Source organism: Streptomyces sp. NPDC001070, assembly GCF_053598835.1.
The window spans coordinates 110,374-135,289 of the sequence record NZ_JBSFLB010000011.1 but is presented as its reverse complement, the minus strand read 5'-3'; the positions used below and the strand labels follow the sequence as shown (position 1 = coordinate 135,289).

Here is a 24,916-nt window from a genome sequence, read left to right as displayed (position 1 = left end):
CGGGCGCGGAACCACGCCGGCGCAGAACCACGCGGCACGGCAGGAGGACGGTGGCATGGGCCTGTGGGTGGTCGACACGGAGACGCTGGTGGGCAGCCGGTTCGTCGTCTCCCCGCTGGCCGAGGCCATCGCGGCCCTCAAGCTCCTCGACCGGGGCACCGCCGCGCACCCCGGCGAGCAGGCGTGGCTCGGCGCCCACCTGCCCGCCTACCGGGAGCGGCTGGCCGGCGACCCGGTGACCGGACTGCTGGTCCGCGCCGCCCTGGGGCGCGCCTGGAACGCGGACTTCCTCACCCCCACGCCCGCCGGCGAGGGCAGCCCCGGCTTCGAGGAGGAGCTGTCCCGGATCCGGGAGACCCCGCCGGACAGCGCCCTCGAGCATCTGGCCGTGTCGCTCGGCGGCCCGCTCCCCGGCCGGCTGCGCCGCCCGGACCTCCCGCAGCGCGCGGCGGACATCGTCGCGTGGGTGTGGACGCACACGGTGCTCCCCGACTGGCCGCGGCGCCGGCGGATCATCGAGGCCGATGTCGTCGCGCGTACCGCGCAGTTGAGCCGGGGTGGCTGGGCGCGGGCGCTGGACGACATGCGTCCGGGAATGCGGTGGCTCGGCGGGGGCCGGCTGCAGATCAACACGCGTGACCACCCGCCGCGCGACCTGTCCGGCGGCCGGCTGATGTTCGTCCCCGTCACGCCGCGCGCCGGCTGGGTCTCCTGGGACGAGCCGGAGCGGTACGCGGTGGTGTACCCGTGCTCGGGGGCGCTGGCCGAGGCGGGACGTCAGCAGGTGCCCCGGGCGCTGGGCGCGCTGCTCGGTCCGGCACGGGCCGCGGTCCTCGTCCTGCTCGCCACCCCCAAGAGCACGACGCAACTGGTCGCCCTCACCGGCCAGGGGCTGGGGTCGGTGGGGCGCCATCTGAAGGTGCTGCTCGACGCCCGTCTGGTGCGGCGGCGGCGCGCCGGGCGTTCCGTGCTCTACTACCGGACGGAGACCGGCGACGCCCTGGTCGGGGTCGAGCAGGACGGCTGAGGGGCCGGGGCCCGGCAGGACGGCTGAGGGAAGGAGCACGGGGCATGGTCCACAGATCCGTGCCGTTCGACGACCTGGACCGCAAGATCGTCGCGGCCCTGATCGCGAACGCCAGGACGAGTTTCGCGGAGATCGGCGCGGACATCGGCCTGTCCGCGACCGCCGTCAAGCGCCGGGTCGACCGGCTGCGCGAGACCGGGATCATCACCGGCTTCACCGCCACGGTCCGGCCCGCCGCCCTGGGCTGGCGGACGGAGGCGTACGTGGAGGTGTACTGCGAGGGCGCGGCGCCGCCCCGTCGGCTGGCCGAGGTCGTCCGCAACCACCCCGAGATCACGGCGGCCATGACGGTGACCGGCGGCGCGGACGCCCTGCTGCACGTCAGGGCCACCGACGTCGAGCACTTCGAAGAGGTGCTGGAACGGATCAGGACCGAGCCGTTCATCCGGAAGACGATCAGTTACATGGTGCTGTCGCACCTGCTGCCGGAGAGCCCCGAGGCGGGGGCGGGGCGGCCCGCCGCGGAAGGCGCAACAGACCTGCGCTGAAGCGCCCTTCGACGCAGCATCGTTGCGCCTGCGCGCAGCGCCCGGATCTTGTCGCGCGCGCTCCCCGCTTCCTACCGTTGAGGCATCCCAGGACCGTCCCGCAGAAAGCGGAGGAATTCGCCGTGCCCGAGAACCGTGTGGCTCGCCCCCGGCGCTATCTGGTCTGCCCGCCGGAGCATTTCGACGTGCGCTACGCGATCAACCCGTGGATGCGGGAGGGCGTGCGGGTCGACACCGCGCGCGCCCGGGTGCAGTGGGCCGCGCTGGTGCGGGCCTACCGGGAGCACGGCCACACGGTGGAGTCCGTCGAGCCGGTCCCGGGGCTGCCCGACATGGTGTTCGCCGCCAACTCCGCGCTCGTGGTGGAGGGCCGGGTGTTCGGCTCGTCCTTCCACGCGCCCGAGCGGCGCCCGGAGGCCGACGAGTACGCGGCCTGGTTCAAGGCGGCCGGATTCGACGTGCACCGCCCGGTGTCGGTCTGCGAGGGCGAGGGCGACCTCGTCCCGGTCGGCGGGTTCGTCCTGGCCGGTACGGGCTTCCGCACGGTCCGGGCGGCCCACCACGAGGTGCAGGAGTTCTTCGGCGTGCCGACGATCGGCCTGCAGCTCGTGGACCCTCGCTTCTACCACCTGGACACCGCGCTGTTCGTCCTCGACGACGGGGCCGGCGGCGGCCCCGGGAACATCGTCTACTACCCGGAGGCCTTCTCGCCCGGGAGCCGTGAGGTGCTGCGGCGGATGTTCCCCGACGCGGTGACCGCCACGTCGGGCGACGCGATGGCGTTCGGCCTCAACTCCGTGTCGGACGGGCGGCACGTCTTCGTGGCGCCCGCCGCGACCGGGCTGATCGAGCGGCTCACCGTGCTCGGGTACGTGCCCGTCCCCGTCGACCTCACGGAGTTCCACAAGGCCGGCGGGGGCATCAAGTGCTGCACGCAGGAGCTGCGTCCGGCGGGCTGACGGCCCCGGTTCAGCGCCCGGGCAGGGACCGGTTGAAGAGCCGGACCTGCCCGCGGGCGATCGCCCGGCCGTCCGCGTCGGAGATCTCCACCAGCCAGAGCTGGAGGCTGCCGCCCTGCTGGATGGCCGTGCCGCGGACGTCCAGGCGGCCCTTGACGTGCGGCCGCAGGAAGTCCGTCTGGTTGCCGACACCCACCGCGAAGCGACCGTCGTCGCGCACCGCGTACGAGGCGCCGACGCTGGCGACGCTCTCGACGACGGTGGTGTAAAGGCCGCCGTGGGTGATCCCCCACGGGGTGTGGTGCTCTTCGCCGACCTCCAGGTGGGCGGTGACCTCCTGCGCGGTGATCGAGTCGAAGCGCAGGCCGACTGCCTTCAGGAACGCGCCCGCGCGCTCCGGGTCGAGGACGGGGTCGGGGGCTTCCGGCATCGTGGCTCCTGTTCGTCTGTCGTGCCCGGTCGGGGTCAGTGGGCCTGCGGGGCGGGGCGGTTGCCGATGAGGAGGACGGCCGCGACGGCGGCTGCCGCCAGGCCGACGCCCGGGATGAGCACGGCCAGGTGCAGGGCTCCGGTGAAGGCGTCACCGACGGACGCGGTGACGGTCTCGCGCAGCGCGGCCGGCAGCGCGGACCCCTGCGCGCCGCTGCCGACGGCCTGGGTCACCCGCTCGGCCACGTCGGACGGGACGCCGCGGTCGCCGAGTTCCCCGGGCAGCCGGGAGACGAGTCCACTGGTGAGGACGGTGCCCGTGACGGTCGCCCCGAGCGTGCCGCCGACCTGCCGGAAGAGGTTGACGGTGCCGCTGGCCATGCCGCCGTCGGTGTGCGGGACGCTGATGACGGCCACCGCCGTGCTCGGCGGCAGGACGAGACCCGCGCCGGTCCCGAACATCGCCATCAGCACCGCGATCACGGGTATCGACGAGGTGGCGGTCTGGGTGGTCATCAGCAGCACCCCGGCCGCGGCCAGCAGCGCGCCCGCGCCAAGGGTCGCCTTGAAGCCGATCCGGCGCGCGATCGCCGCCGCCACATAGCTGACCAGCACGTAGGAGCCCATGATCGGCAGCAGCAGCAGTCCGGCGTGGAGGATCGACTCGTGCCGGATCCGCTCGAAGTACAGCACCTGGGCGAAGGCGGTGGCCACGAAGCCGTACTGGGCGATCATCGCGACGACGTTGGCCGTGGTGAAGGACCGGCCGCGGAAGAGGCGCAGCTTCAGCATGGGTGTGCGGGTGCGCGCCTCGTGCATGACGAAGACGGCAAGCGACGCGGCGGCGACGGTGAACGCCGTGATCGACTTGGTGGAGCCGAAGCCGGTGTGACCGCCCTCGATGAGGCCGTAGTTCAGCGCGCCGATGGCCGCGACGCCGAGCACCAGGCCCGGCGGGTCGAGGTGACGGCCGGGCTGCCGGCTCTCGGTGACGAAGCGGGGCGTGAGCAGCAGCACCAGCACGACCAGCGCCACATTGACCAGGAACACCGCGTGCCAGGACCAGCGCTCCAGGATCAGCCCGGCGGCCACCGGGCCGAAGGCGAGGCCGACACCGGAGACGGCGACCCAGATGCCGACGGCCCGGGTGCGGGCGTGCGGGTCGGCGAACATGTGCGTCACCAGGGACAGGCTGTTCGGCAGGATCGCCGCGCCGCCGATGCCCATCAGGGCCTCGCCGACGATGACTCCCGTGGCGCCGGTGGCCAGGGACGTGACGAGGCTGCCCACGCCGAGCAGCAGCATGCCGAGGGCGAAGACGCGGCGCCGGCCGTAGCGGTCGCCGATGGTGCCCGCGGAGAGCACGAAGCTGGCCACCATCATCGAGTAGATGCCGGCGATCCAGACGAACGCCGCGCCCGACACGTGCAGGTCCTGCTGGAGCGGGGCGAGGACGGCGGCGGTCTGGGTGATGTTCACGAACATCGCCATCTGGCCGAGGCTCGCGACGACGAAGCCGATCCAGCGCCTCCTCACCTCCCGCGGATCGGGTGTCCTCGCGGTGCTCCCTGTGACGGTCGCACCCACGGTCGTGGCCTTGGCCGTGGCGGCGCTCAGGCTCGTCATGAGCTGTTCCCTCCAGCGCTGAGTCCGACTTTCGAACTTAGCTACGGAGAGCACGCTACCATGCCTGAGTTCTACTGGCGAACTCAGTTAGGATCTGGTCATGGAATACCTCAACCAGGACGTCTCCAACTGCTCCGTCGGGCGCGCCGTGGGCCTCGTCGGCGACTCCTGGGTGCTGCTGATCCTTCGCGAGGTCACCCGGGGGGTCACCCGCTTCGGAGAGATCCAGGAGCACCTCGGCGTGTCCCGCTCGGTCCTCAGCGACCGGCTGAACGGCCTGGTCGCCCAGGGCCTCCTCGAACTGCACACGTACCAGGAGCCCGGTGCCCGGCGCCGCTCCGAGTACGTGCTCACCGAGAAGAGCCGCGACCTGTACCCGCTGCTCACCGCGCTGCGGCAGTGGGGCGACAAGTACCTCGCCGACCCCGAGGGCCCCTCCCTCCTGGCCACCCACCACACCTGCGGCGCGCCCGTGCGGGCCCGGCTGGTCTGCGACGAGGGCCACGTGCTCACCTCCGCCGACGAGGTCGACCGCACCCCCGGGCCCAGCGCCCGCCCCCGCCCCACCGCGGGCGCGACGGCCTGAGCCACCGGGGGCTGCCGGCGCTGCGGGACTTCCGGCCTTCTCCCGGCCGGATCGCCCGGGGCGACGGCATGGTGGGACACGCCGTCGGTGCGTTCGATCGCGGCCTCGCCGAGGCGTCCCGCGATGTCGCAGCCCTCGCAGTACAGGCCGCTCATGGCCGACCGGCCGCGGGACCGTGGCCGGTCGGACCGTCGTCGCGGCACCCGGCCGCGGGGCCCGATCCCAGGACCGGCGGGGTTTGCCCGCCGCCGCGATCCAGCCCGTCGTGATCATCCCGTCCCGGGAGAGAGAAGCGACGCGCGGCGTCGTCGACCGACGACGCTCGCGAGCGCCGACGCCAGGGCACACGACACCGCGGAGATCCGTCAGGCAGACCCTGACCACCGGGGGCGACCGCGAGCCCCCCGGCGGGGCCTGCTGCGGCACCGTACCCGAAGCCGAGCCGTCACGGGACGGGCCCCTGCGGCGCGCAGTCCGCGTCGCGGCCGCCGACCACCACCGCGGCAGGCCGAGGGAGTCCAGGAGCCCGGGCCGGGGATCGCCGAGCAGCGGGTCACCACCTGCGGTAGACCGCGCACTCGTCCGCGGTGTCGGCCACCACCCTGAAGAGCAGACCGAGGTGACGGCCCGACAGCACTTCCTGGATGCCGGAGACCAGCTGCAGGAAGAACGACTCGATGCCCAGCGAACCCGCCGGGCGGGCCGGCACCAGCCCCACGGTCGCGGCGCCCTCCCCGGACAGGGCCCGCGCGGCCGTACTGGCCTGCCGGCCGAGCTGGTCGGCGACCTGGCGCACCCGCGCGTGGGTGGTCTCGGAGACCCCGGCCCGCCGGGGCGATGTCCTTCATCGTGGGACGCCGGGCGGCAACACGCCGGCCGGTCCGGGCAGGGGGCGGCGGCTCCACCGGTGGCTCGTGCGCCGCGATCGTGGGCCCCTCGCCTCGTCCTCGTGTCCCGTACGCGTCGGGCCCCGGGCGGCGCGGCGCGGGGACCAGCATCCCCCAGCCGAGGCGGGACGTGCACTGACGCGCTTGAGCAGAGGCGCTAAAGCGCATTAGTGCTGACGCCCGAATTCCCTTCACATGCCCGTTGACCTGCTGCTTCCCGACCCCAAAGCACAACGTCACGGCGCGAGTTGACTTTCCCCGGGCACGGATGCCACCTTGTCGTGGGCGCCGGCGGCGACTCCCCCGCCGAGCCGTTCACGGGACGGACGTCCCCCGACCGCCCCGCGACAGCCGGTACGCCGCCGCGCGCCCGTCCCCGCTCGTACGACAACGGGACCTGCCATGAGACCGCGTTTCGGCGTCAACTACACGCCCAGCCAGGGCTGGTTCCACCACTGGCTCGACTTCGACGTGTGGGGCGTCGCCTGGTGGTGCTCGCACGACGTCGCCCGGTCCCTGGCCGACTTCCCCGAACTCGAGTACACCCTCGGACTCCTCACCAACGACCGCGAGGTCAAGCCCTCGGGCGCCGCCGTCGCCCGCGCCGTCGCGGACCTGCGCGACCGCGGGTACGCGCCGCGGCCCCGGACGACCGCACTCGTCGTCGACGTCGGCGACAGCGTGACGGCACCCCACCGGGCCTGCTGCGCCGCCGGCGGCGAGGTCTTCGAGGCGTGGGCGGCACTGACCGCCCAAGGCGTGCGGCCCGCCCTGGTGCTCGCCGACCGGGCCGAGGACGCGGCCCACCTGACCGCACGCGGCATCACGGAGGTCGTGACGGCCGCTGAGGCACGCTGACCCACAGGCCCGTCCCCCGGCGGACCCCCGGGCACGGGTCACGCACCCGTGCCCGGGCGGCTCCGGGGCGCCGCAGGAGCTCCGCCGGGGTGTGTCAGTTGGAGCGCCCTGCCCACATCACCGGCAGCCCTTTCCCGGGGGCGTCGTGGCCTGACAGACTCGTCGGGTGACCGAATTCGACCTGCTCGTCATCGGATCCGGCCCGGGCGGCCAGAAGGCCGCCATCGCCGCGGCCAAGCTCGGCCGCCGGGTCGCCGTCGTCGACCGCCCCGACATGGTCGGCGGGGTCTCCATCCACACCGGCACCATCCCGTCGAAGACGCTTCGCGAGGCCGTGCTCTACCTGACCGGGCTCACCCAGCGGGATCTGTACGGCCAGAGTTACCGCCTCAAGGAGGACATCACCATCGCGGACCTCACCGCGCGCACCCAGCACGTGGTGAGCCGCGAGGTGGATGTGATCCGCAATCAGCTCTCCCGCAACCGCGTCGCCATGCTCACCGGCACCGGCCGCTTCGCGGACGACCACACCGTCGCCGTGGAGGACGCGACCGGCCGGGAGGTGCTGGTCACCGCCGAGAACATCGTCATCGCCACGGGGACCCGGCCCGCCCGCCCGTCGACCGTGGAGTTCGACGACCGCACGGTGATGGACTCCGACAGCGTGCTCAATCTGGACCGGGTGCCGCGCTCCATGGTCATCGTCGGCGCCGGGGTCATCGGCATCGAGTACGCCTCGATGTTCGCCGCGCTGGGCAGCAAGGTGACGGTGGTCGAACAGCGCGAGGGGATGCTGGACTTCTGCGACGTCGAGGTGGTCGAGGCGCTCAAGTACCACCTGCGGGACCTCGCCGTCACCTTCCGCTTCGGGGAGACGGTGGCGGCCGTGGAGCGGCACCCCACGGGCGCGCTCACCGTCCTGCAGAGCGGGAAGAAGATCCCCGCTGACGCGGTCATGTACTCGGCCGGACGGCAGGGTCTCACCGAAAGCCTCGACCTCGGCAAGGCGGGTCTCGCCGCGGACAAGCGCGGCCGCATATCCGTCGACGAGCACTACCGCACCGCCGTGCCGCACATCTACGCCGTCGGTGACGTCATCGGTTTCCCGGCGCTCGCCGCCACCTCCATGGAACAGGGCAGGCTCGCCGCGTACCACGCCTGCGGCGAACCGGTGAACGCGATGGACGGCCTGCAGCCGATCGGCATCTACACCATCCCGGAGATCAGCTTCGTCGGCCGTACGGAGGACCAGCTCACCGATGACAACGTGCCCTTCGAGGTGGGCATCTCGCGCTACCGCGAGCTGGCCCGGGGCCAGATCATCGGCGACTCGCACGGCATGCTGAAGCTGCTGGTCTCGACGGAGGACCGCAAGCTGCTCGGCGTCCACTGCTTCGGCACGGGCGCGACCGAGCTGCTGCACATCGGCCAGGCGGTGATGGGCTGCGGCGGCACGGTCGACTACCTGGTCGACGCGGTGTTCAACTACCCGACCCTCGCCGAGTCGTACAAGGTCGCCGCGCTGGACGCCACAAACAAGCTCCGCCAGATCAACCGCCTCACCGGCTGAGCCGCCGGTCCGCGTGGGGCGCCCCGGCCGGGGTGCCCCACGCGTCGGCGCCGCCACGGCCACAGGTGCGTGGCGTCAGCACGAGCCCGCCCGCCCGAGTCGCCGTGCCGCGCGTGCTCGCACGCACGTGCGGGTCGGAGCCCCGTCGGGCGGGTCGGCGGCGCCCACCACCCGTTCGGAGGGGGAGGGACGCGGGCGCTGCGTGGCAGCCTCCCGGGAGGGGACGAAAGACGCGTGCCCCGTGACCCTCCGAGGGAGCACCCGCCATGGCCACCAGGAAGAACCTCCGGGTCGACCGGACAAGCCTCACGCACAAGGTCGGCTACGCCCTCCGGCACCCCACGCGTGTCGCCGCGTACGCCCGCCGCGCCGCCCGCGACCTCCGGCTCGCCCACCGGCACCGCGACCACGTGGCGTACTACCGCGCCGTCATGGCCAGTGACACCGCCAGGGATCCTGAGGCCGCCGTGGGCAGCCGCAGCCACGAGCGCTGGCTCGCGCTGGGCGAGATGCAGTTCGACTATCTGCGGGAGCACGGCCTGACGCCCCGGCACCGGCTGCTCGACATCGGGTGCGGCAACCTGCGCGCGGGCTGGCGCCTGATCGAGTACCTCGACACCGGGCACTACTACGGCATCGACATCTCACCCGACATCCTGATCGCCGCCAAACGCACCCTTACCACGCAGGGCCTGCAGCACAAGCTCCCCCACCTCACCCTCACCCAGGACCTGACCTTCGACTTCCTGCCCGACCGCCACTTCGACGTGGTCCACGCGCACAGCGTCTTCTCCCACTCGCCGCTGGAGGTCATCGACGAGTGCCTCGCCCATGTGGGGCGGATCCTGGCCCCGGGCGGGTGGTTCGACTTCACGTTCGACCGCACCGAGGGAGCGGAACACCAGGTACTGCGCGAGGACTTCTACTACCGCACCGAGACCCTGGTGGAGCTCGCGGCCCGGCACGAGTTGCGCGCGTGCTTCATGGAGGACTGGGAGCGCCGCGACCACGGGCAGTCGAAGATCCGCGTCCACGCGGGCTGACCTCGGCGCGGGAACGTCCCGGCACGCGGAAGACGGGTCCGGCGCTGGGGACGGGCTCTTCCACTCCCGTCCGACGCCCTGAAGCACGCGGAGGCCGGCCTGCGGTCCTCGGCCGTCAGCGCGCCTCGGCGTCCTCCTGCTCGGCGCGCTTGCCGGTCACGTGTTCGACGAGGTCGCACACGGTGCCCATCCGCTCGACCTCGTCGGCGAGCAGCATCACGCCGACCTCGCGCTCGACGGCGTCGGCGGCGCGCTGCTTCGCGTGATCGCCCAGACGCAGGTGGACGAACGTGGTGTCCGGCCCGATCTCCTCCGGCGTCACGCCCGCGCATCCGGCGACCACCCTGCGCACGATCCCGGCGACGTCCTCGGTCATGTTCCGCTCCGTCCTCATCCCCTCCGGCGACTGCTCGATGCGTATACCCCACCGGCGCCGGATACTCCGGGGAACCCCGCGCCCGCCTCCCGAGCGGCCGTGCCGGGCGCGCCTGTCCCGGTCCGTTCGGGGGAACGGCCGGTGTCGTGGGGCGGGGCGCCGGGCGGCGGCTCGTACGTTCGGCTGGCATGACGCACGTTTCCCGTGACCGCGCTCCCGTGCCCACCCGTCGTACCGCGCTGGCCGGGCTCGCGGCGGGCGCCGGGGCCCTGCTCGCGGCCGGATGCACGCCCTCGGACGCCTCCCCCGCGGGCTCCCCCTCGCCCGCCGGCTCCCGCCCCTCCCCCACGGCGTCGGCTTCGGGCCCGGAGGGTGGCCCCACGCCCGGGGTGATGACGCTCTTCGACGACCCGGGGTTCGACTTCAACGCGCTCCTCGCCCTCGGCGGATCCGGTTTCGGCTCCGCGGAGGTGGGTGAGGTGCTCACCGCCGTGAACGCGATCAACAAGGCCGGTCTGTCCGCGCAGACGTACACCCGCGTCTTCAGGGAGCTGGGCGACCGGTTGCTGACGACACCCAAGGGCAGCCCGCCCGGACGCCAGACCGCGCGGTTCCGGGCGCTGCGGGCGGCGCAGTACTACGGGCAGGCGCTGTTCTTCGTCCTCGGCTCCGACGACCCCGGCGGCGAGTTGCAGCTCTACCGTGCCGGGCGCCGGGCCTGGGACGCCTTCTGCGAGCGCTGCGACCCGGCCCCGGTGACGACAGGAGTGCCGTACGGGAGGACGCTGATGCCCGTGTGGTTCTTCCGGCCGGACGGGGCGGACCGGCGGCGGCCCACCGTGATCCTCACCAACGGCAGCGACGGACAGAACGTCGACATGTGGACTTACGGCGTGTCGGCCGCCATGGACCGCGGCTGGAACGCGCTCGTGTACGACGGCCCGGGCCAGGGCCAGTTGCTCTTCGTGAACCAGGTGGTCTTCACACCTCGCTGGGAGAAGGTCGTCACCCCGCTCGTCGACTGGCTGGCCGCCCGCTCCGACGTGGACACCGGCAGGATCGCCCTCACCGGGCTGAGCATGGGCGGGGACCTGGCGCCACGGGCGGCCGCATTCGAGCACCGGATCGCCGCCCTGGTGGCGATGCCCGGCACGGTGTCGCCGTGGCGGGGGTTCCCGCCGGAGATCCGGGCGATCCTCACTCCGGACAAGGACCGGACCAACACCGTCTGGAACAAGGAGGTCGTGCCGGCGCTCGGCCCGTCCGACGCGGCGACGCTGAAGAAGCGCTTCGAGCCCTTCTCCGTCCAGGCGATGACCGAGGCGCGGGAGGGCAGGATGTTCACCGACTTCTGGACCCCCGCCCGGCTCATCGCGTCCTTGGACATCGGCGATGTGGTGGGCCGGATCAAGGCGCCCACGCTGGTCCTGGACTACGAGTTCGAGCAGTTCTACCCGGGCCAGCCGCGCCAGATGTACGACGGGCTCACGGCGGCCAAGGACTACGTGCGGCTGACGGCGGCCACCGGGGCGCAGCTGCACTGCTCCCCGATGGCCCCTCAGGAGCACTGCGAGGTGGTCTTCGACTGGCTGCAGGAGAAGCTCTCGGTGCGCTGACCGAGACCCGCGCGGGCGCCGTTCACCGCCCGTGCGGCCGGCCGAGCACGTAGGGGGCGAGGATGTCGGCCACGGTGCGGTTGCGGGGCGTGGGAACGCCCAGCTCGCGGCCGAGGTCGGCGACGCCGCCGCTCAGCCAGGGCAGTTCGAGGCGGTTGCCCTGCTCCAGGTCGTTGTGCATGGAGGAGGTCATCGTGGTGGGGAGCGTGTCGCAGAAGGCCAGTTGCCCGTCGACGAAGGACTCGTCGAGGCGTACGCCGGAGGCCCGTCCGACGGCGACGACCTCCGCCATGACGTCGCGCAGCAGGGCGCGCGTCGCGGGGTTGCCGCGGACGACGCCGATCGGCCCGCGCACGGCCGAGGTGGTGCCGGACAGGCCCGTGAGGAACACGAACTTCTCCCACACGACCCGCGCGATGTCAGCGCTGACCTCCGCGTCGAGGCCCGCCTTCTCGCACACCCCGCGGAACTCCTCCGCCCGGGTGGTCCCCTCCTCGCCGTAGGGTCCGAAGACCAGCTTCTGCATCGTGCCCCGGTGGGAGACGACGCCGGGTTCCCCGATGACGGCGGAGATGTAGCAGACCCCGCCCCACACGGCCTCGGGCGGCAGGTGCTCGCGCAGGACGGTGTCCTTGTGCACGCCGTTCTGCAGGGAGATCACCCGTGCCCCGGCGGTGGCGAGGCCGCGCAGCTGGGCGGCGACGGCCTCGGTGTCCCACAGCTTCACCGCGACCAGCACCACGTCGGCGGGGCCCAGGTCGCCGATGGCCGGAACGAACCGGTCGGACGGCGCCCGGAACTCCCCCAGCGGGCTGCGGACGACCAGACCGCCGTTGGCGCGGATGGCCTCCAAGTGCCGCCCGCGGGCGACGAAGGTCACCTCGTTGCCCGCCTCCGCGAGACGGGTGCCGAAGTAGCCCCCGACCCCGCCCGCTCCCACGACCGCTATGCGCATGACGCGTTTCCTTCCCGGTTCGGCGAGGCCGGCGAGGCGGGTGGCCGCGGACGCCGCCATGCGTGTCCGGCCCCGCCTCGCGTCAGGTTCTTAGTAACCGTCTTTAAGGTTACTATGGTCACATGAGCGAGCGTACCCCGGCCACTCCCCGCACCCGTGTCACGGCCAAGGTCCGTGAACTGCGCTTCGACGCGGGCTCGCTGTCGCTCGACCTCGTCGCCACGGTCGGCCGCCGTCCCGGCACCCCCGTCGAGCGGCTCGGTGACACCGACCGGCTCCGTACCTGGTGCCGGGGCGTGGGCCTGACCCTGCGGGACGGGGAGGACGAGACGGCGCTGCTCGCCGCGCTGCACGAGCTGCGAGGCGCCGCCTACGACGTCCTCGTCGCGGTCCTCGACGGCCGCGCACCGCTCCCGGGGTCCGTGCCGTTCCTCAACGACATCGCCCGCGTCGAGCCGCCCACGCCGCTGCTCTGCGTCGACGCCGAGGGACGCCCCGGTGGCGGGCCGGGAGCACGGCTGTCGGCCGCCCAGCTGCTCTCCGCGGTGGCCCGCGACCTGATCACGCTGGTGACCCGGCCGCACCTGCGCGAGCGGCTGCGCACCTGCGACGCGGAGATCTGCCGCATGGTCTACCTCGATCCCGGGCACGGCAAGCCGCGCAAGTGGTGCTCCATGGAGCGGTGCGGCAACAACGCGAAGGCCGCCCGGCGCCGGCGCCGAACGTCCGCGTCGGCACCGTAGGCCCGGCAGCCGGGAAGCCGGACCGGCTACGGTGACGCGGGCCAGCCGAATGCGGCGATGAAGTGGCCGAGGTCGCGCCGGCGCGAACTGGCCGGCCACACCGCCCAGGTCCTGCGCATCAGGGCATTCCCCCACCAGGGGCGACGACACGACCTCAACGCCGCGTTCGCCCTCGCCACCCTGGTCTGGGGCGTCCTGTCCGACCGAATCGGCTACAGGGCCACCTTCGTCCTCGGCTCCGCCCTCATGGTGGCCGCGTCCGCCGTCAGCGCCGTCGCCCCGAACCTGGCGACGCTCGACAAGACGTCGCGGCCGGACCCCTGCAGCAGGACACCATGGCGTCCGTCCGACCGCGGACCGTGCGGCCGCGGCGGGGCATCCCCCCGGTGCCCCGCCGCGGCGTCCTGATCCCCCGTTCCTCACACCGCGCGCGGCACCCGGCCCTTCGGAACGCCGCGGCGCGCCACGTCACATGGGCCCGGAGATCAGCGCCCAGACGGACTTGCCCGCCTCGTCCGGCGGGGTCCAGCCCCAGGACTCGCTGAGCGAGTCGATGATGTGCAGCCCCCGTCCGGTCTCCGCGAGCCAGTCGGGCTCCTTCACCACCGGAATGCCCGTGCCGGGGTCGGCGACCGTGCAGAGCACGGACTCGCCGCGGCGGAGCAGGCCCAGCCAGACCGGCCGGCCGGACAGCGGCGCGTAGGCCGGGTCGTCCAGGCCGTAGCGGACGGCGTTGGTCAGCATCTCCGACACCACGACCGAGGCGGTGTCGACGATCGCGAGCATGCCCCAGTTGCTCAGGGTCACGCGGGTGAACTGCCGCGCCGCGCCTGCCGCGAGAAGGTCACCGCTCAGGCCGCAGGCGGCGAAGCGTGACCCGGAGTCCTCGGTCAGGCCGTAGTCGAGGGGGATCGCCGGATGCGTGGTCATCGGGAACTCCGCAGAGCTGTCGGGCGGGGGCGCGTTGCTGTCTGCGCGATCCACTATCCCCGCCGGATCCCTACCCGTGCAAGCACATCTGCAATTACAGTCGTAAGTGCAAGGGTAAGTACATCTGCACGTGCAGCTGCACGTGCAGATGGGCCGTCAAGGAGGCGTTGCCATGCGGGAGTTCGACAACGGCGTACCGGCCACCGACATCGAGGGCGCGGTCTGGAGGAAGAGCGGCCGCAGCAACCCGAGCGGCAACTGCGTCGAACTCGCGGCACTGCCCGGTGGGGCGTTCGCGGTGCGCAACTCCCGCCACCCCGGAGGACCTGCGCTCATCTACACACGCGCGGAGATCGAGGCCTTCCTCGGCGGCGTCAAGGACGGGGACTTCGACGACATGGCCGGCTGACAAACCGTCGGCATGCCATGGGATGCGGCTGTATTCGGACGCCACTCGGTGAGACACTGGCTGTCCGCCCAGTCACCACGGGAGCCGGCATGACCGCGATGCGGCCGAGCAACGAACCGTCGATAAGGCAGTACTTGGAGCACCCGCGCGGTGGTCCGACCGTGCTGCGTATCGTGCTCGGCACCCAGTTGCGAAGGCTGAGGGAGTCCCGGAAGATCACCCGCGAGGAGGCCGGTGAGGCGATCCGCGGCTCCCATGCCAAGATCAGCCGTCTGGAACTGGGCCGCGTCGGCTACAAGGAACGCGATGTCGCCGATCTGCTCTCCCTCTACGGGGTGACCGACGAGACCGAGCGCGCCGATTTCCTGAAGCTCGCCCGGCAGGCCAGCACACCCGGCTGGTGGCACCGGTACGCCGACGTCCTGCCCGGCTGGTTCGAGACGCTGGTGGGCCTGGAGGAGGCCGCCTCCGTCATCCGTACCTACGAGGTGCAGTTCATCCCCGGTCTGCTGCAGACCGAGGAGTACGCGCGTGCCGTCATCCGGCTGGGCCACCCCCGCGCGTCCGGGGTCGAGGTCGAGCGCCGGGTCGCGCTGCGCATGGAACGCCAGCATCTGCTGACCGCGCCCAACGCTCCCCGGCTGTGGGCGGTCGTGGACGAGGCGGCTCTGCGCCGCCCCATGGGCGGCGTCGACGCGATGTCCCGCCAGCTGGAGCGGCTGATCGAGGTGGCCGCCCTGCCGAACGTGACACTGCAGATCGCGCCGTTCAGTGTCGGCGGGCTGGCCACCGCGGGCGGGCCCGTCACGATCCTGCGTTTCCTGGAGCCGGATCTGCCGGACATCGTCTACCTGGAGCAGCTGACCAGCTCGCTCTACCTGGACAAGCAGGAAGACGTCGACAACTACCTGGCCGTCATGGACCGGCTGAGCGCGGAGGCCGAGCCGCCCGTCCGGACGCCGGGATTCCTGCGCGATCTCCTGGAGCAGTTGTCGTGAAGTGACGCGGGTCCCGGGCCGGCACGACCGGCCCGGGCACCCCGCGCGGGCTCAGGACTTCCGGCCGACGCCGCCGAACTCGATCCACTCCTGCGTGGCCTGGCGCGGCGCCAGGTCGGTGTCGGGACGCCAGGTGGACACCTCCACCAGACCCGGCTCCAGGATCGCCAGGCCGTCGAGGAAGCCGTGGACGTCGCTCTCCTGGCGCACCCGGCCCCAGTTCCCCTGAGTGCTGGCGTCCATGAACTCGGTGACGAAGTCGCGCACCGCCTTGTCCTCGCTGACCAGCTGGCACACCACGAGGAAGCTGCCCGGCGCCAGCCGCTCCGCGACACGCTTGACCAGGCCCGCCGGGTCGTCCTCGTCGGGGATGCAGTGCATCACCGAGACGAACAGGGCCGCGACCGGCTCGCTGAAGTCGATCAGCCGCTCGACCTCCGGGTGGCCGAAGATGCCGTCGGTGTCGCGGAAGTCGGCCTGGATGACGGCGGTGTTCTCGTTCTCCTCGAGGAGCGCGCGGCCGTGGGCCAGCACGATCGGGTCGTTGTCGACGTACACGACACGGGAGGCCGGGTCGACACGCTGGGCGACCTGGTGGACGTTGTCCTGCGTCGGCAGGCCGGAACCGTGGTCGAGGAACTGCCGGATCCCGTACTCGCGGGCCAGCACGCCCACGACGCGCTGGAGGAACCGGCGGTTGTTGACGGCGAGTTCCTTCGTGCTCGGGACGACCTTCAGCAGCTCCTCGGAGGCCTCGCGGTCGACTGCGTAGTTGTCCTTGCCGCCGAGCAGGAAGTCGTACATCCGAGCGACGCTGGGAATCCCGGTGTCGATCGCGGTCGGCAGCGGCTCTCGGTCCTGGCTCATCCGGCCCCTCACAGTCCTGCCCCACGCCCTTGACGCGGGGTGATCGCGGAACTCCCAGTCTAGGCGCAAGTCACCTTGTCGCCGGGGGGTTTCACTCATGGGAAGTCAATTCATCGACCCGCGGTTTGAGTACTGAAACCCCATCAGGTAGCCCCCAACCGGGCTTTTCCGCCGTCCGGTCCGGGTACGCTGAGGCGCACGCCCCTCCTCCAGCAACGGGACTGGTCCCATGGAACTCGTCTTCGCCGGCCGCGTGATCGAATGGCGTGGGCCGTCGCCGTACTACTTCGCCGCCGTGCCCGACGAGGAGTCCGCCCACATCCGAGAGGTGGCCGCGATGGCCAGCTACGGCTGGGGCGTGATTCCCGTCGAGGCCCGGATCGGTGGGATCGCCTTCACGACCTCGCTCTTCCCCAGGGACGGCGGCTACCTCCTGCCGCTCAAGAACGCCGTGCGCGATCCGCAGGGCCTCGCGGCCGGTGACGAGGTGGCCGTGGAGATGACGGTGCGCCTCTAGCTAGCTGGGGACGCGGAGCTCCGGTCCGGGAACACCTGCGGTAGATGTTGCAGCCATGGGCTGGAGCTGCATTGAATCGCTCGCTGCTCTCTGATCGTCACCCCCGAAGGGTAGCCGCGGATATTCGGCAGCTACCTGACCGAACCCCGCCCGGCCAACTGTCGTGCGCGCTCCGGTCGAAGACAAGGACGAGCCCTCCCCGCCTCATCGTTCGCGGATGAGACTCGGATCCAACAAGGGCTTCGTCGTCCTGTCAGTTCAACGTCTCCATGCCTCTGAGACTTGGCAGGTCAGCCGAGGGTGATGGTCTGACCTGGGAAGATCAGGTCGGGGTCGGGCCCGAGGACGTTTCTGTTCTTCCGGTACAGCCTCGGCCAGGATTGGCCGTGTGCCCGGCCGATGCTGCTGAGGGTGTCTCCCCTGCGGATGATGTAGTGACCGGTGCGGTCCTTCTCTGCGGTGCTGCCGAGGGGTGGGCTGGCTGCGGAGGGCTGCTTGCTGCACCCGTTGGCCGAGGGCCGTTCAGGCAGGGGCGTCAGGGGGGTGCACACTGGACTGGCGAGGCCGATGAGTTCGACCAGGCCCACACCGCCGGTGGGCGGGATGACCTTGGACCAGTTGTTGGTCAGCCAGAGGTTGCCCGAGGAGTCGATCTGCACCGCCGTGGGGTGCTGAAGCGCCTCGTTCCGGAAGCCTGTTTTCGGGGACAGGATGGTCCCCGTGGACGCACCGCGTGGGCAGGCCGTGGTGTTCACCCCGCACAGCAGTGACACCGACTTGTCGCCGAAGCCGGCAACCCAGACGCGGTCCAGGCCATCGACGGCGGTCGACCAGGGGAAGGTCCTCTTGGGCAGCCGGTACACGCCGTCGATGGTCCCGTTGCGCCGGATCCGGGTGACCGTGCTGTTGATGAAGCTCGCCACCCAGGCATTGCCGTGGGAGTCGAAGGCGAAGGACAGGGGCCCTTGCAGAGAGCTGCCGTGGATGGCGGCGACAGGTTTGAAGTCCGGGCCGATGACCGTGACGCTCCCGCCGAGCCTCCCGAACGAACCGGTCTGCCGTGTCTGGAAGAGCTGGCCGAAGGACATGTGGCTGTTGGTGATCCAGGCCCGGCCGCGGTCGTCGATCTGGACACCGAAGGGGTGATTGAAACCGTCGGCGCCGATGGTGAACGCCTTGGCGGGATCGCCGTGCGGGTAGACGACGACGCTGCCCAGACCCGGAGTGCCCCTGAGGCCATAGGAGTTGGTGACCCACAGGTTGCCCCGCTGGTCCACGGCGACGCCCTGGGGCGCGACGAGCCCGCCGTTCAAGAACCCGGTGGCGGGCGAGAGCGGGACGCCCGCGGGTGAGTACTTCACCATGGCGTTGCTGCCGTAGCTGGGTGCCCACACGAAGCCCTGGGGATCGATCGTGATGCCCCAGGCACCTCCCTTCATGCCGCCCCCGCTGATGGGGCTGCCCAGGGCCGGGCGGCCGACCGGATCGAGGACGGTGACGAAGGGGCTGGCGGTCCGCGTTCCCGGCAGCCAGTTGTTGCTCGCCCAGACGTTGCCGTGGGCATCGAAGGCGATGCGGCCCGCGGAGTACAGGCCGTTGGCGGTGTAGCGCACCGCCAGGACCCAGGTATCAGGGGCAGCGTCGAGTGCGGGAGCGAAGACGTGTTCCGTGCCGGCCAGGACGGACAGCCCGGCTCTCGACAGCGTCGGGTGGTGGACGAGGTTGAGGAGTGCCTGCACCGTGTCTTCCGCGGGAGCGGCCCCGGGCGGTGTGGCCAGGCGCAGCACCCGGTCGCATCGTGCGCTGTTCACCGCGCACAGCGACGTGAGGTTGGCGAGCGTGTTGAGGGTGGCCAGGGTCTGGTGGTTGGCGTTGTCCGCGGTGACGACGGCGCCCGGCGTGCCGGTGCCCGGATCGGCGAGGTTCCACGCGGTGGCCGCAGCGTTCTGCAGCCCCGGGCTGGGCCCGGTGATGCCGCGCTTGTCGGCGAACTGCGCCAAGGCGTAGGTGGTGGCGACGGTGGTGAGTTCGTTGACCACGACCGTGTCCATGGTTCGCTGCGGTACACCGCCGCCCTGCCCGATGCCGACCACGGAACGCAGCAGCAGCTTCCGGTCCCCCGTCGCTGCCGCCTCGACGTACAGCATGCTGTCGGCCGGCTTGGCGTAGGCGATCTCGAACGAGCCTGTGGCGTCCGTACTCGCCGATCCCAGCTTCCTGACGCCCTCATGCGACCCGGCGTAGAGGGTCACCGCCGCGCCGCGCAGCGGCTTGCCGGCCCCGGTCACCCTGCCCTGGAGTGAGTTTCCCGAGGCTCCGAGAGCGGCGGCCGGGACACCGCCCAGGTTCAGCGCCAGCAGGGCCGAGGCTGTCGCTGCGGCCGTGGAAGCGGCGGAAAAGGCCCGGACCGTGGTTCGAGCCTGGCTGGCTCCCCCGGTCGCCGGTCCGCGGACACGCATGTATGACACCGCCATCGGAAGGAACCTCCCATCCGTCGCAGCCGACCTGGTTACACGCCCGTGGTCTGCCGTTGCTTCGGTTGCTTCCTCGTCTCCGGTGCCGCCGCAGCGCCCGCTGCCGGCTCACCGGCTGTCACAAGTCCCGGTGTCCTGAGGGTGAACCAGCCGATCCGGCGGCCGCACAGCCAGATCGCCCCCAGGTACAGCCCTGGTCCCACCTGACGGATCTCGTCACGGATACAACCGACGATGTAGGAGGTCTGGGAGTAGTCGATGACGATGCACGGCTCGTTGTCCATCAGGCTCGGGCCTGGATAGACCAGTGCCGCGATCGCGGGAACGTCCAGCAGCGTGAACCTGTTGATCAGTGAGCGGCCGTCGGACGCGAAGAGCTTGCCTTGCCACAGAGTGAGGCGCAGCCAGACGGCGAACGCCCGGCCCAGGCGGGTGCCCGGGAAGAGGATGCCGATGCCCTCCATCGGGCCGGTGGGAACCTCGCCAGCCGGGCTCGCCCGGAACAGCTCTTCCAGGTGATCATCGCCGGACTTCAGCAGATCCTTGTCTCGGAAGTTCATCTCACCCTCCGTGCGACGGTTTCAGCGCGACTCCCATCACCATCGGTCGGGCAAAGATCGATCACCACCGCTGTTAAGCCATGCGGCGGCTTCACCAGCGCAAGGGGGTCGGGTGGGGTTGCCCGACCGGTGCCGGATAACCCGACAGCACCGCAGCGGTCTCACCACGACGGCTCGTCGGCGCGCCTGGACGAGGACCTGCCGCAGGGGATGCCCGAGCGCGTCCCTGACGGAGGCCGCTTCCGCGCCGGTCAGCCATGACCGGTTCGGATACAGGACCTCGATCCTGAACCCCGCGAACCCCCACGGCACGATCCGCCGCGTCGCGACCTGGCTGCCGGAACAGTCAGGATCGGCGGTGCCGGGTCTTGCAGGGGCGACAGGATTCGAACCTGCGGCGTGCGGGTTTGGAGTCCGCTGCTCTGGCCGGGCTGAGCTACACCCCTTCGGTGGCTTCACCTTGGCACGAGCGGCGGCGGACGGGCCACGCAATTTCCGATGGAGCAGGCCGTGGCGGCGGGGCGGGGTCAGACGCGCGGGCGGTCGTAGCAGTCGTAGTTCCGCTGGGCGGTGATCCTGCCGTCCCGGCATTCGAGGAAGGTCGCGATGTGGGCGCGCAGTGCCCGGCGGGCAGGTCGCCGGGCGGGCGGGCGAGCGTGCCGGTCCCGATGGCCTCCAGACCGACCTGGTCGCCTGCCGCGGCCCGCCCCGGGGGACGCCCGGGTCCGGCTCGCACGGCTGCCCGCGCGAGGACGCGAGGCCGTCGCCGCGGCGCGGCGCGCCCGGGCCGCGCCGGAGGAACGGCTGCGCGAGCGCTGCGGGGCGGACCGGCTTGCGGAGGGCCGGGGGCTGCTCGCGGTCCTGCTGGACGAGCTGGACGGCACCGCCGGCGCGCGGCGCCGCGACGCTCGGCCGCCCCGCTGACCGCCGTCGCCGCGGCCACCGCGCCCCACCCGGGCGGTTCGGGCCGCGGCTGCGTAGGGTGGATCGCGCCGGGCCGGCCGGGCGTACGGGAGGCTGAGATGAACACACAGGGCACGGACGCGTACACCGACGGCAACGCGCTGGCCGGGCCGCTCCGGGAGATCTTCGCGGTGGACATGACGGCTGCCGAGGGCCGCTGCGCGGGCTGCGGGCGCACCGGGCCGGTCGCCGCCCTGCGGGTCTACGACCACGCACCGGGGCTGGTGGCGCGCTGCCCAGGCTGCGACGCCGTCATGCTGCGGGTGGTCCGCGGCCCCTCCGCCGCCTGGCTGGACCTGCGGGGCTCCGTCAGCATGCGCATCCCGCTGCCCGACTGACCACGCCGCGGCCAACCGCCGCACGTGTCTTGGCTCTTCGCGCCGCATGGCCAACACTGTGCCGATGACGACGCGAGCGGACTGGGAGACCCTGCTGGACCGGCTGGCCGTCGACGAGCTGATCAGCGGTTACGCCGCGGCCGTCGACGACGGCGACTGGACGGCGTACACCGCGCTCTTCACCCCGGACGGCCGGGCGGACTACGGCTCCGCGGGCGGCATCGCGGGCCCCGCCACCGAGGTGGCCGAGTGGCTCGCCGCCACGATGCGCCTGTTCCCCGTGCGCCAGCATCTGATCGTCAACCGCCGGATCACCCTCGACCCGCCGGCCGCCATGGCGCACGCCGACTACGTCAACCCCATGCGGCTGGGCGACGACGGGCCGGGCCCGGCGGCCCCGAACTTCGTCTGCGGCGGCCGCTACACCTTCACCCTGCGGCGCACACCGGCGGGCTGGCGCATCCAGGAGGTGCTGGTCCGGGAGAAGTGGCGCACCTGACGCGGGGGCGGAACGGCGGGCGGCGGCACGGGCGGGCGGGCGGGGCCACGGACGCGGGTGTATCCAAGAGTCATGGACGTTGCGCGGCGCCTGGGACACTGGGGGCGGTCGTGGCGGCCCGGGCACCTGCTGGTGGTCACCATGCTCGCGCTGATCCTGGTGATCACCGTCGTCGACATCCTGTCGCCGCCCGACGTCCACCTGGGGCCGTTCCTGGTCGCCCCGCCCGCGATCACGGCGTCCTTCGCGGGGCCCCGCACGACCGCGATGGTCGGCGGGGTCGCGGTGGTCGCGCAGATCGTGGTGGCCGGTGCGCGCACGACGCCGCTGGACCTCAACCACTCGGCGCAGATCGCCACGCTGGCCCTGATGTCCGTCCTGGCGACCTTCTTCTCCCATCTGCGCGAGAAGCACGAGACACAGGTGACCCGGCTGCGCTCGGTGGCCGAGACGGCCCAGCGGGTGCTGCTGCGGCCGATCCCCCGGCGCATCGGCCCGCTGCGCATCGCCTCGGTCTACCTCGCCGCGGAGGCCGAGGCCCAGATCGGCGGCGACCTGTACGCGGCCGTGCGCACCGACAGCGGCACCCGGCTCATCGTGGGCGACGTACGCGGCAAGGGCCTGGAGGCGGTGAAGGAGGCCGCCCTGACGTTGGGCGCCTTCCGCGCCGTCGCCCACCGGCAGGCGAAACTGCCCGACCTGGTCGCCTGGCTTGAACAGGCGATCTCCTCCGAGCTCACCGCCCCCGCCGAGGCGACGCCCCCGGCCGAGGAGGCCGAGTCGTTCGTCACCGCGGTCGTCGCCGACATCCCGGACGACGAGCCGGTGGTCCGCCTGGTCACCTGCGGTCATCCCCCGCCGCTGCTGCTCCGCGACGGCCGGGTGACCGCGCTGGAGATGCCGGAGCCCGCGCCTCCGCTGGGGCTGACGCATCTGGCCGGCGGGGAGCTCGCCGTGGGCCTGTTCGCGTTCGCCCCGGGCGACACGCTGCTGCTGTACACCGACGGGGTCATCGAGGCACGCGACGCGGCCGGGACGTTCTACCCCCTGACCGGGCGGCTCGCCGGGCAGCCGTCCGGGGACCCCGACGCCCTGGTGGAGCGTCTGTGCACCGATCTCCTGGCGTACGCGGGCGGCTGTCTCGGCGACGACGCCGCCTTTCTGGCGATCAGCCGTTCACCGGCCCCGGTGACGGCGACCGGTCGGGCAGACGCTCGCCGGCCGTCGGCACCGCCTCCCCCTCCGCAGCAGGCGGCGCCTCCGGGATGAACGACACGGCGCGCAGCGACTGGTCGCCGGTCTGGTGCGGGAAGCCGGTGCCGAGCATCGGCCGGCCGGCGCCGTAGGGGTCGGCGGCGGCGCGCAGCGCCGGGGCGTGGCCGTGGGCCACGGTGTCGCACCACATGCGCCGCACGGCCGAAGCGGGCGTCGAATCCCCGGGGGCCGTCACGGGCGCCGGGGTCGCGCCGGGTCGCGGTGTCGTCACGCCGTGGGACTCCGGGAGCTCCGGGTGGCCCTCGGTCCACGGGTGCGCGTGCGCATCGGTCCACACCCCGTCTCCGGATTCCCCTCGGCCCGGTGCGGCGGCCACCCGGCATCCTCGGGGCCGCGCAGGGTATCCGCTCTGTGACACGGGGACCAGGACCGGAACAGACCAGCAGGAGGGGGAAGTCCGTGGCTCGTTCGGCGCTGCGCGGGCGTACGTCGGAGGCATCGGGAGAGGAGCGGCGATCACCACTGGCCTCGGTGGCGCGATGGGCGGCGATGGCGCTCGCCTTCGTCGCGATGGTGGCGTTCGGGGCGGTGCTGGCCCGCGCGACCCTGATGCCGTCCTACGCCTCGGAGGGGCTCGCGCACGCGAATCTGCATCCCGGGGCCTCGTTGCGCCAGTACTACGAGCGCTACACGGTGGCGGGCGCCGTACGGCAGGTCGGGGGGAACGTGCTGCTGGGCATGCCCTTCGGGGTGCTGCTCCCGGTACTGGCGCCGAAGGCCCGCGGGATACTGCGCGTGGTGGTGACGACCGGCGTGGTGATGGTCCTGGTGGAGCTGGCGCAGGGTGCGGTGGTGCAGGGCCGCGCCTTCGACGTCGATGACGTGATCATGAACACCACCGGTGCCCTGCTCGGCTATCTGCTCTTCGGGCGCCGCCTCGGCCGCGCCGTGCACACCGTGCGCCCGGCGCCGGCGCCCGCCGCGAAGACTTCGGGCGGCACGCGGACGGGGCGGATCACGCAGGCGGTCAGGACCCGCGGGAGCGGGAAGACCGCGAAGAGCACGAAGGGCGCGAAGCCCACCAGGACGGCGAAGGGCGGCAAGGCCGCGCAGGCCGCTCCCCGCAGGCCGTTCCTGTCCTTCGGGACGGTCCGGCGCAAGGCCGCCCGGCGCTCCTGAGCACCGCCCGGCGCTCCGCCGCCCCGCCGCCGGCCCCTCCCTGGCCGGTGGCGGAGCGGCATGGAGTTCATCACACAATGGCCGGAAAAGCTTCCCCCCAAGCATGACATTTTGTTACACACAATGGACTCATCCCCGAGTGCGCCGGGAGCGGGCGACATGAACGACAACGACACCCCGGACGGCCTCCACGCGTTCGAGCTGGACTTCACCGACCACGAGACCCGCCGCCGGGCGGAGGTCCTCGCCGCACTCGGCGACGACTGGGACCCCGTGGCGGTGCTCCACGAGGAGGAGGCGGCGTACCGGCTGCTCTATTCCGGCCTCGACGAGGAGCAGCAGGCGCTGTACCGCACGCTCGTCGCGGCCGGTGTGCTGCCGGCCCGCGAGGAGACCGGGGAGGACCACGGTGCTGCTTCCGATTGATCCCACGGCCGACCCCGGCCGGCGGGCGTGGGTGCCCTGCCCGCGCTGTGCGGACCACCGGGAGTGCGCCACCTGCGCCGCGGGCCGCAACTGCCCCGACCACTGGCGCTACTTGCTGTCGAACAAGGGGCCCGTCGTGCACCTCCAGTGCCCCGGCTGCACCCACATGTGGGCCTGGGACTCCGGTTTCGGCGCGCACCACCGCAACGGCGCCTGAGCGCCGCCCGGCCCGGCCGCCCCGGCAGGCGGCCGCCCGGGTGTTGTGCGACGCTCGGGGTGTGGGCTGCCCCCGTCCGCGGGGAGCAACCGCGGACCTCT

General features: G+C 72.3%; 26 protein-coding genes, 1 tRNA gene and 2 pseudogenes. 19 read left to right on the top strand and 10 right to left on the bottom strand.

The annotated features are described in order from the left end of the window. Window positions 1–55 precede the first annotated feature (55 nt). The 3 genes from ACWDAS_RS15890 (at window position 56) to ddaH (ending at window position 2,534) form a co-directional block, all read left to right on the top strand. Window positions 56–1,027 carry a transcriptional regulator gene (locus ACWDAS_RS15890; protein ID WP_450390417.1) on the top strand — a complete coding sequence of 324 codons (972 nt, stop codon included), beginning with the start codon at window positions 56–58 and terminating at the stop codon, window positions 1,025–1,027. A gap of 44 nt (window positions 1,028–1,071) precedes the next feature. Then, entirely contained in the window at window positions 1,072–1,575 is a 504-nt protein-coding gene (locus tag ACWDAS_RS15885) for an Lrp/AsnC family transcriptional regulator (RefSeq protein ID WP_450390414.1), read from the top strand. Between the two features lie 122 nt (window positions 1,576–1,697). Beyond that, a complete protein-coding gene (ddaH, locus tag ACWDAS_RS15880) occupies window positions 1,698–2,534 on the top strand; it encodes a dimethylargininase (protein WP_450390412.1) in 837 nt (278 codons plus the stop codon). A 10-nt stretch (window positions 2,535–2,544) separates the two neighbouring features. Here ddaH and ACWDAS_RS15875 read toward each other — a convergent pair whose 3' ends face one another. Both ACWDAS_RS15875 and ACWDAS_RS15870 read right to left on the bottom strand, forming a co-directional pair. Then, window positions 2,545–2,964, bottom strand: a complete 420-nt coding sequence (locus tag ACWDAS_RS15875) for a PaaI family thioesterase (protein ID WP_450390409.1) — start codon at window positions 2,962–2,964, stop codon at window positions 2,545–2,547. A 35-nt stretch (window positions 2,965–2,999) separates the two neighbouring features. Then, a complete protein-coding gene (locus tag ACWDAS_RS15870) occupies window positions 3,000–4,589 on the bottom strand; it encodes an MFS transporter (RefSeq protein ID WP_450390406.1) in 1,590 nt (529 codons plus the stop codon). A 100-nt stretch (window positions 4,590–4,689) separates the two neighbouring features. On the opposite strand from ACWDAS_RS15870, the gene ACWDAS_RS15865 reads away from it, so the two are divergent. Then, complete coding sequence (locus ACWDAS_RS15865; RefSeq protein ID WP_450390404.1) at window positions 4,690–5,175, top strand: winged helix-turn-helix transcriptional regulator; 486 nt, start codon at window positions 4,690–4,692, stop codon at window positions 5,173–5,175. Window positions 5,176–5,676: 501 nt separating this feature from the next. Here the strand turns inward: ACWDAS_RS15865 and ACWDAS_RS15860 are convergent. Then, a pseudogene (locus tag ACWDAS_RS15860) lies at window positions 5,677–6,023 on the bottom strand (LacI family transcriptional regulator); the annotation flags it as partial. A gap of 507 nt (window positions 6,024–6,530) precedes the next feature. Between ACWDAS_RS15860 and ACWDAS_RS15855 the strand changes: the two are divergent. The 3 genes and pseudogenes from ACWDAS_RS15855 to ACWDAS_RS15845 form a co-directional block, all read left to right on the top strand. Beyond that, window positions 6,531–6,920 (top strand): annotated as a pseudogene (locus ACWDAS_RS15855) (glycosyl hydrolase); the annotation flags it as partial. Between the two features lie 166 nt (window positions 6,921–7,086). Next, window positions 7,087–8,490: a Si-specific NAD(P)(+) transhydrogenase gene (gene sthA / locus ACWDAS_RS15850; RefSeq protein WP_450390401.1), complete on the top strand. Its 1,404-nt coding sequence runs from the start codon at window positions 7,087–7,089 to the stop codon at window positions 8,488–8,490. 266 nt (window positions 8,491–8,756) lie between these two features. Beyond that, window positions 8,757–9,533: a class I SAM-dependent methyltransferase gene (locus ACWDAS_RS15845; protein ID WP_450390397.1), complete on the top strand. Its 777-nt coding sequence runs from the start codon at window positions 8,757–8,759 to the stop codon at window positions 9,531–9,533. A gap of 115 nt (window positions 9,534–9,648) precedes the next feature. On the opposite strand, the gene ACWDAS_RS15840 is transcribed toward ACWDAS_RS15845, so the two are convergent. After that, the gene (locus tag ACWDAS_RS15840) at window positions 9,649–9,909 is read right to left on the bottom strand and encodes a hypothetical protein (RefSeq protein WP_450390394.1); all 261 of its coding nucleotides are present in this window, start codon (window positions 9,907–9,909) and stop codon (window positions 9,649–9,651) included. 188 nt (window positions 9,910–10,097) lie between these two features. Here ACWDAS_RS15840 and ACWDAS_RS15835 point away from each other — a divergent pair, with 188 nt between their 5' ends. Further along, window positions 10,098–11,525 (top strand): alpha/beta hydrolase family protein, encoded by a 1,428-nt coding sequence (locus ACWDAS_RS15835; RefSeq protein WP_450390391.1) that lies wholly within the window; start codon window positions 10,098–10,100, stop codon window positions 11,523–11,525. Window positions 11,526–11,547: 22 nt separating this feature from the next. Here the strand turns inward: ACWDAS_RS15835 and ACWDAS_RS15830 are convergent, their stop codons facing one another. Then, window positions 11,548–12,480, bottom strand: a complete 933-nt coding sequence (locus ACWDAS_RS15830) for a ketopantoate reductase family protein (protein WP_450390389.1) — start codon at window positions 12,478–12,480, stop codon at window positions 11,548–11,550. Window positions 12,481–12,602: 122 nt separating this feature from the next. On the opposite strand from ACWDAS_RS15830, the gene ACWDAS_RS15825 reads away from it, so the two are divergent. Together ACWDAS_RS15825 and ACWDAS_RS15820 are read left to right on the top strand one after the other, a co-directional pair. Further along, on the top strand, window positions 12,603–13,223 hold the full coding sequence (locus tag ACWDAS_RS15825) for a CGNR zinc finger domain-containing protein (RefSeq protein WP_450390386.1): 621 nt from the start codon (window positions 12,603–12,605) through the stop codon (window positions 13,221–13,223). Between the two features lie 57 nt (window positions 13,224–13,280). Beyond that, window positions 13,281–13,631 (top strand): hypothetical protein, encoded by a 351-nt coding sequence (locus ACWDAS_RS15820; protein ID WP_450390384.1) that lies wholly within the window; start codon window positions 13,281–13,283, stop codon window positions 13,629–13,631. Window positions 13,632–13,691: 60 nt separating this feature from the next. On the opposite strand, the gene ACWDAS_RS15815 is transcribed toward ACWDAS_RS15820, so the two are convergent. After that, on the bottom strand, window positions 13,692–14,153 hold the full coding sequence (locus ACWDAS_RS15815; protein WP_450390381.1) for an ATP-binding protein: 462 nt from the start codon (window positions 14,151–14,153) through the stop codon (window positions 13,692–13,694). 172 nt (window positions 14,154–14,325) lie between these two features. Here ACWDAS_RS15815 and ACWDAS_RS15810 point away from each other — a divergent pair, with 172 nt between their 5' ends. Then, entirely contained in the window at window positions 14,326–14,562 is a 237-nt protein-coding gene (locus ACWDAS_RS15810; RefSeq protein WP_450390379.1) for a DUF397 domain-containing protein, read from the top strand. Window positions 14,563–14,651: 89 nt separating this feature from the next. Then, a complete protein-coding gene (locus tag ACWDAS_RS15805) occupies window positions 14,652–15,560 on the top strand; it encodes a helix-turn-helix domain-containing protein (protein WP_450390377.1) in 909 nt (302 codons plus the stop codon). A 51-nt stretch (window positions 15,561–15,611) separates the two neighbouring features. On the opposite strand, the gene ACWDAS_RS15800 is transcribed toward ACWDAS_RS15805, so the two are convergent. After that, on the bottom strand, window positions 15,612–16,427 hold the full coding sequence (locus ACWDAS_RS15800; RefSeq protein WP_450390375.1) for an SAM-dependent methyltransferase: 816 nt from the start codon (window positions 16,425–16,427) through the stop codon (window positions 15,612–15,614). A 229-nt stretch (window positions 16,428–16,656) separates the two neighbouring features. On the opposite strand from ACWDAS_RS15800, the gene ACWDAS_RS15795 reads away from it, so the two are divergent. Beyond that, on the top strand, window positions 16,657–16,944 hold the full coding sequence (locus ACWDAS_RS15795) for a DUF1905 domain-containing protein (protein WP_450390373.1): 288 nt from the start codon (window positions 16,657–16,659) through the stop codon (window positions 16,942–16,944). A 290-nt stretch (window positions 16,945–17,234) separates the two neighbouring features. Here ACWDAS_RS15795 and ACWDAS_RS15790 read toward each other — a convergent pair whose 3' ends face one another. The 3 genes from ACWDAS_RS15790 to ACWDAS_RS15780 form a co-directional block, all read right to left on the bottom strand. After that, window positions 17,235–19,232, bottom strand: a complete 1,998-nt coding sequence (locus ACWDAS_RS15790) for a LysM peptidoglycan-binding domain-containing protein (RefSeq protein ID WP_450390370.1) — start codon at window positions 19,230–19,232, stop codon at window positions 17,235–17,237. A gap of 221 nt (window positions 19,233–19,453) precedes the next feature. Next, window positions 19,454–19,978: a hypothetical protein gene (locus ACWDAS_RS15785; RefSeq protein ID WP_450390367.1), complete on the bottom strand. Its 525-nt coding sequence runs from the start codon at window positions 19,976–19,978 to the stop codon at window positions 19,454–19,456. 371 nt (window positions 19,979–20,349) lie between these two features. Then, a tRNA-Trp gene (locus ACWDAS_RS15780) sits at window positions 20,350–20,424 on the bottom strand. Between the two features lie 576 nt (window positions 20,425–21,000). On the opposite strand from ACWDAS_RS15780, the gene ACWDAS_RS15775 reads away from it, so the two are divergent. From ACWDAS_RS15775 to ACWDAS_RS15750, 6 genes are all read left to right on the top strand, one after another. Then, on the top strand, window positions 21,001–21,279 hold the full coding sequence (locus tag ACWDAS_RS15775; RefSeq protein WP_450390365.1) for a DUF6510 family protein: 279 nt from the start codon (window positions 21,001–21,003) through the stop codon (window positions 21,277–21,279). Window positions 21,280–21,343: 64 nt separating this feature from the next. Then, entirely contained in the window at window positions 21,344–21,778 is a 435-nt protein-coding gene (locus ACWDAS_RS15770; RefSeq protein WP_450390362.1) for a nuclear transport factor 2 family protein, read from the top strand. A gap of 72 nt (window positions 21,779–21,850) precedes the next feature. Next, entirely contained in the window at window positions 21,851–23,047 is a 1,197-nt protein-coding gene (locus tag ACWDAS_RS15765; RefSeq protein ID WP_450390359.1) for a PP2C family protein-serine/threonine phosphatase, read from the top strand. Between the two features lie 405 nt (window positions 23,048–23,452). After that, the gene (locus tag ACWDAS_RS15760; RefSeq protein WP_450390356.1) at window positions 23,453–24,172 is read left to right on the top strand and encodes a VanZ family protein; all 720 of its coding nucleotides are present in this window, start codon (window positions 23,453–23,455) and stop codon (window positions 24,170–24,172) included. A gap of 159 nt (window positions 24,173–24,331) precedes the next feature. Then, window positions 24,332–24,598, top strand: a complete 267-nt coding sequence (locus tag ACWDAS_RS15755; protein ID WP_450390354.1) for a DUF6400 family protein — start codon at window positions 24,332–24,334, stop codon at window positions 24,596–24,598. Next, a complete protein-coding gene (locus ACWDAS_RS15750) occupies window positions 24,585–24,815 on the top strand; it encodes a hypothetical protein (protein ID WP_450390654.1) in 231 nt (76 codons plus the stop codon). Before ACWDAS_RS15755 ends, ACWDAS_RS15750 begins: the two co-directional genes overlap by 14 nt. The last annotated feature ends 101 nt before the right edge of the window (window positions 24,816–24,916 follow it).

Bases quoted from the DNA above. Each gene is read 5' to 3' on its own strand.
- ACWDAS_RS15890 (WP_450390417.1), top strand. From the start codon at position 56: ATGGGCCTGTGGGTGGTCGACACGGAGACGCTGGTGGGCAGCCGGTTC.
- ACWDAS_RS15885 (WP_450390414.1), top strand. From the start codon at position 1,072: ATGGTCCACAGATCCGTGCCGTTCGACGACCTGGACCGCAAGATCGTC.
- ACWDAS_RS15875 (WP_450390409.1), bottom strand. From the start codon at position 2,964: ATGCCGGAAGCCCCCGACCCCGTCCTCGACCCGGAGCGCGCGGGCGCG.
- ACWDAS_RS15870 (WP_450390406.1), bottom strand. From the start codon at position 4,589: ATGACGAGCCTGAGCGCCGCCACGGCCAAGGCCACGACCGTGGGTGCG.
- ACWDAS_RS15865 (WP_450390404.1), top strand. From the start codon at position 4,690: ATGGAATACCTCAACCAGGACGTCTCCAACTGCTCCGTCGGGCGCGCC.
- ACWDAS_RS15845 (WP_450390397.1), top strand. From the start codon at position 8,757: ATGGCCACCAGGAAGAACCTCCGGGTCGACCGGACAAGCCTCACGCAC.
- ACWDAS_RS15840 (WP_450390394.1), bottom strand. From the start codon at position 9,909: ATGACCGAGGACGTCGCCGGGATCGTGCGCAGGGTGGTCGCCGGATGC.
- ACWDAS_RS15835 (WP_450390391.1), top strand. From the start codon at position 10,098: ATGACGCACGTTTCCCGTGACCGCGCTCCCGTGCCCACCCGTCGTACC.
- ACWDAS_RS15830 (WP_450390389.1), bottom strand. From the start codon at position 12,480: ATGCGCATAGCGGTCGTGGGAGCGGGCGGGGTCGGGGGCTACTTCGGC.
- ACWDAS_RS15825 (WP_450390386.1), top strand. From the start codon at position 12,603: ATGAGCGAGCGTACCCCGGCCACTCCCCGCACCCGTGTCACGGCCAAG.
- ACWDAS_RS15820 (WP_450390384.1), top strand. From the start codon at position 13,281: ATGAAGTGGCCGAGGTCGCGCCGGCGCGAACTGGCCGGCCACACCGCC.
- ACWDAS_RS15815 (WP_450390381.1), bottom strand. From the start codon at position 14,153: ATGACCACGCATCCGGCGATCCCCCTCGACTACGGCCTGACCGAGGAC.
- ACWDAS_RS15810 (WP_450390379.1), top strand. From the start codon at position 14,326: ATGCGGGAGTTCGACAACGGCGTACCGGCCACCGACATCGAGGGCGCG.
- ACWDAS_RS15805 (WP_450390377.1), top strand. From the start codon at position 14,652: ATGACCGCGATGCGGCCGAGCAACGAACCGTCGATAAGGCAGTACTTG.
- ACWDAS_RS15800 (WP_450390375.1), bottom strand. From the start codon at position 16,427: ATGAGCCAGGACCGAGAGCCGCTGCCGACCGCGATCGACACCGGGATT.
- ACWDAS_RS15795 (WP_450390373.1), top strand. From the start codon at position 16,657: ATGGAACTCGTCTTCGCCGGCCGCGTGATCGAATGGCGTGGGCCGTCG.
- ACWDAS_RS15785 (WP_450390367.1), bottom strand. From the start codon at position 19,978: ATGAACTTCCGAGACAAGGATCTGCTGAAGTCCGGCGATGATCACCTG.
- ACWDAS_RS15775 (WP_450390365.1), top strand. From the start codon at position 21,001: ATGAACACACAGGGCACGGACGCGTACACCGACGGCAACGCGCTGGCC.
- ACWDAS_RS15770 (WP_450390362.1), top strand. From the start codon at position 21,344: ATGACGACGCGAGCGGACTGGGAGACCCTGCTGGACCGGCTGGCCGTC.
- ACWDAS_RS15765 (WP_450390359.1), top strand. From the start codon at position 21,851: ATGGACGTTGCGCGGCGCCTGGGACACTGGGGGCGGTCGTGGCGGCCC.
- ACWDAS_RS15755 (WP_450390354.1), top strand. From the start codon at position 24,332: ATGAACGACAACGACACCCCGGACGGCCTCCACGCGTTCGAGCTGGAC.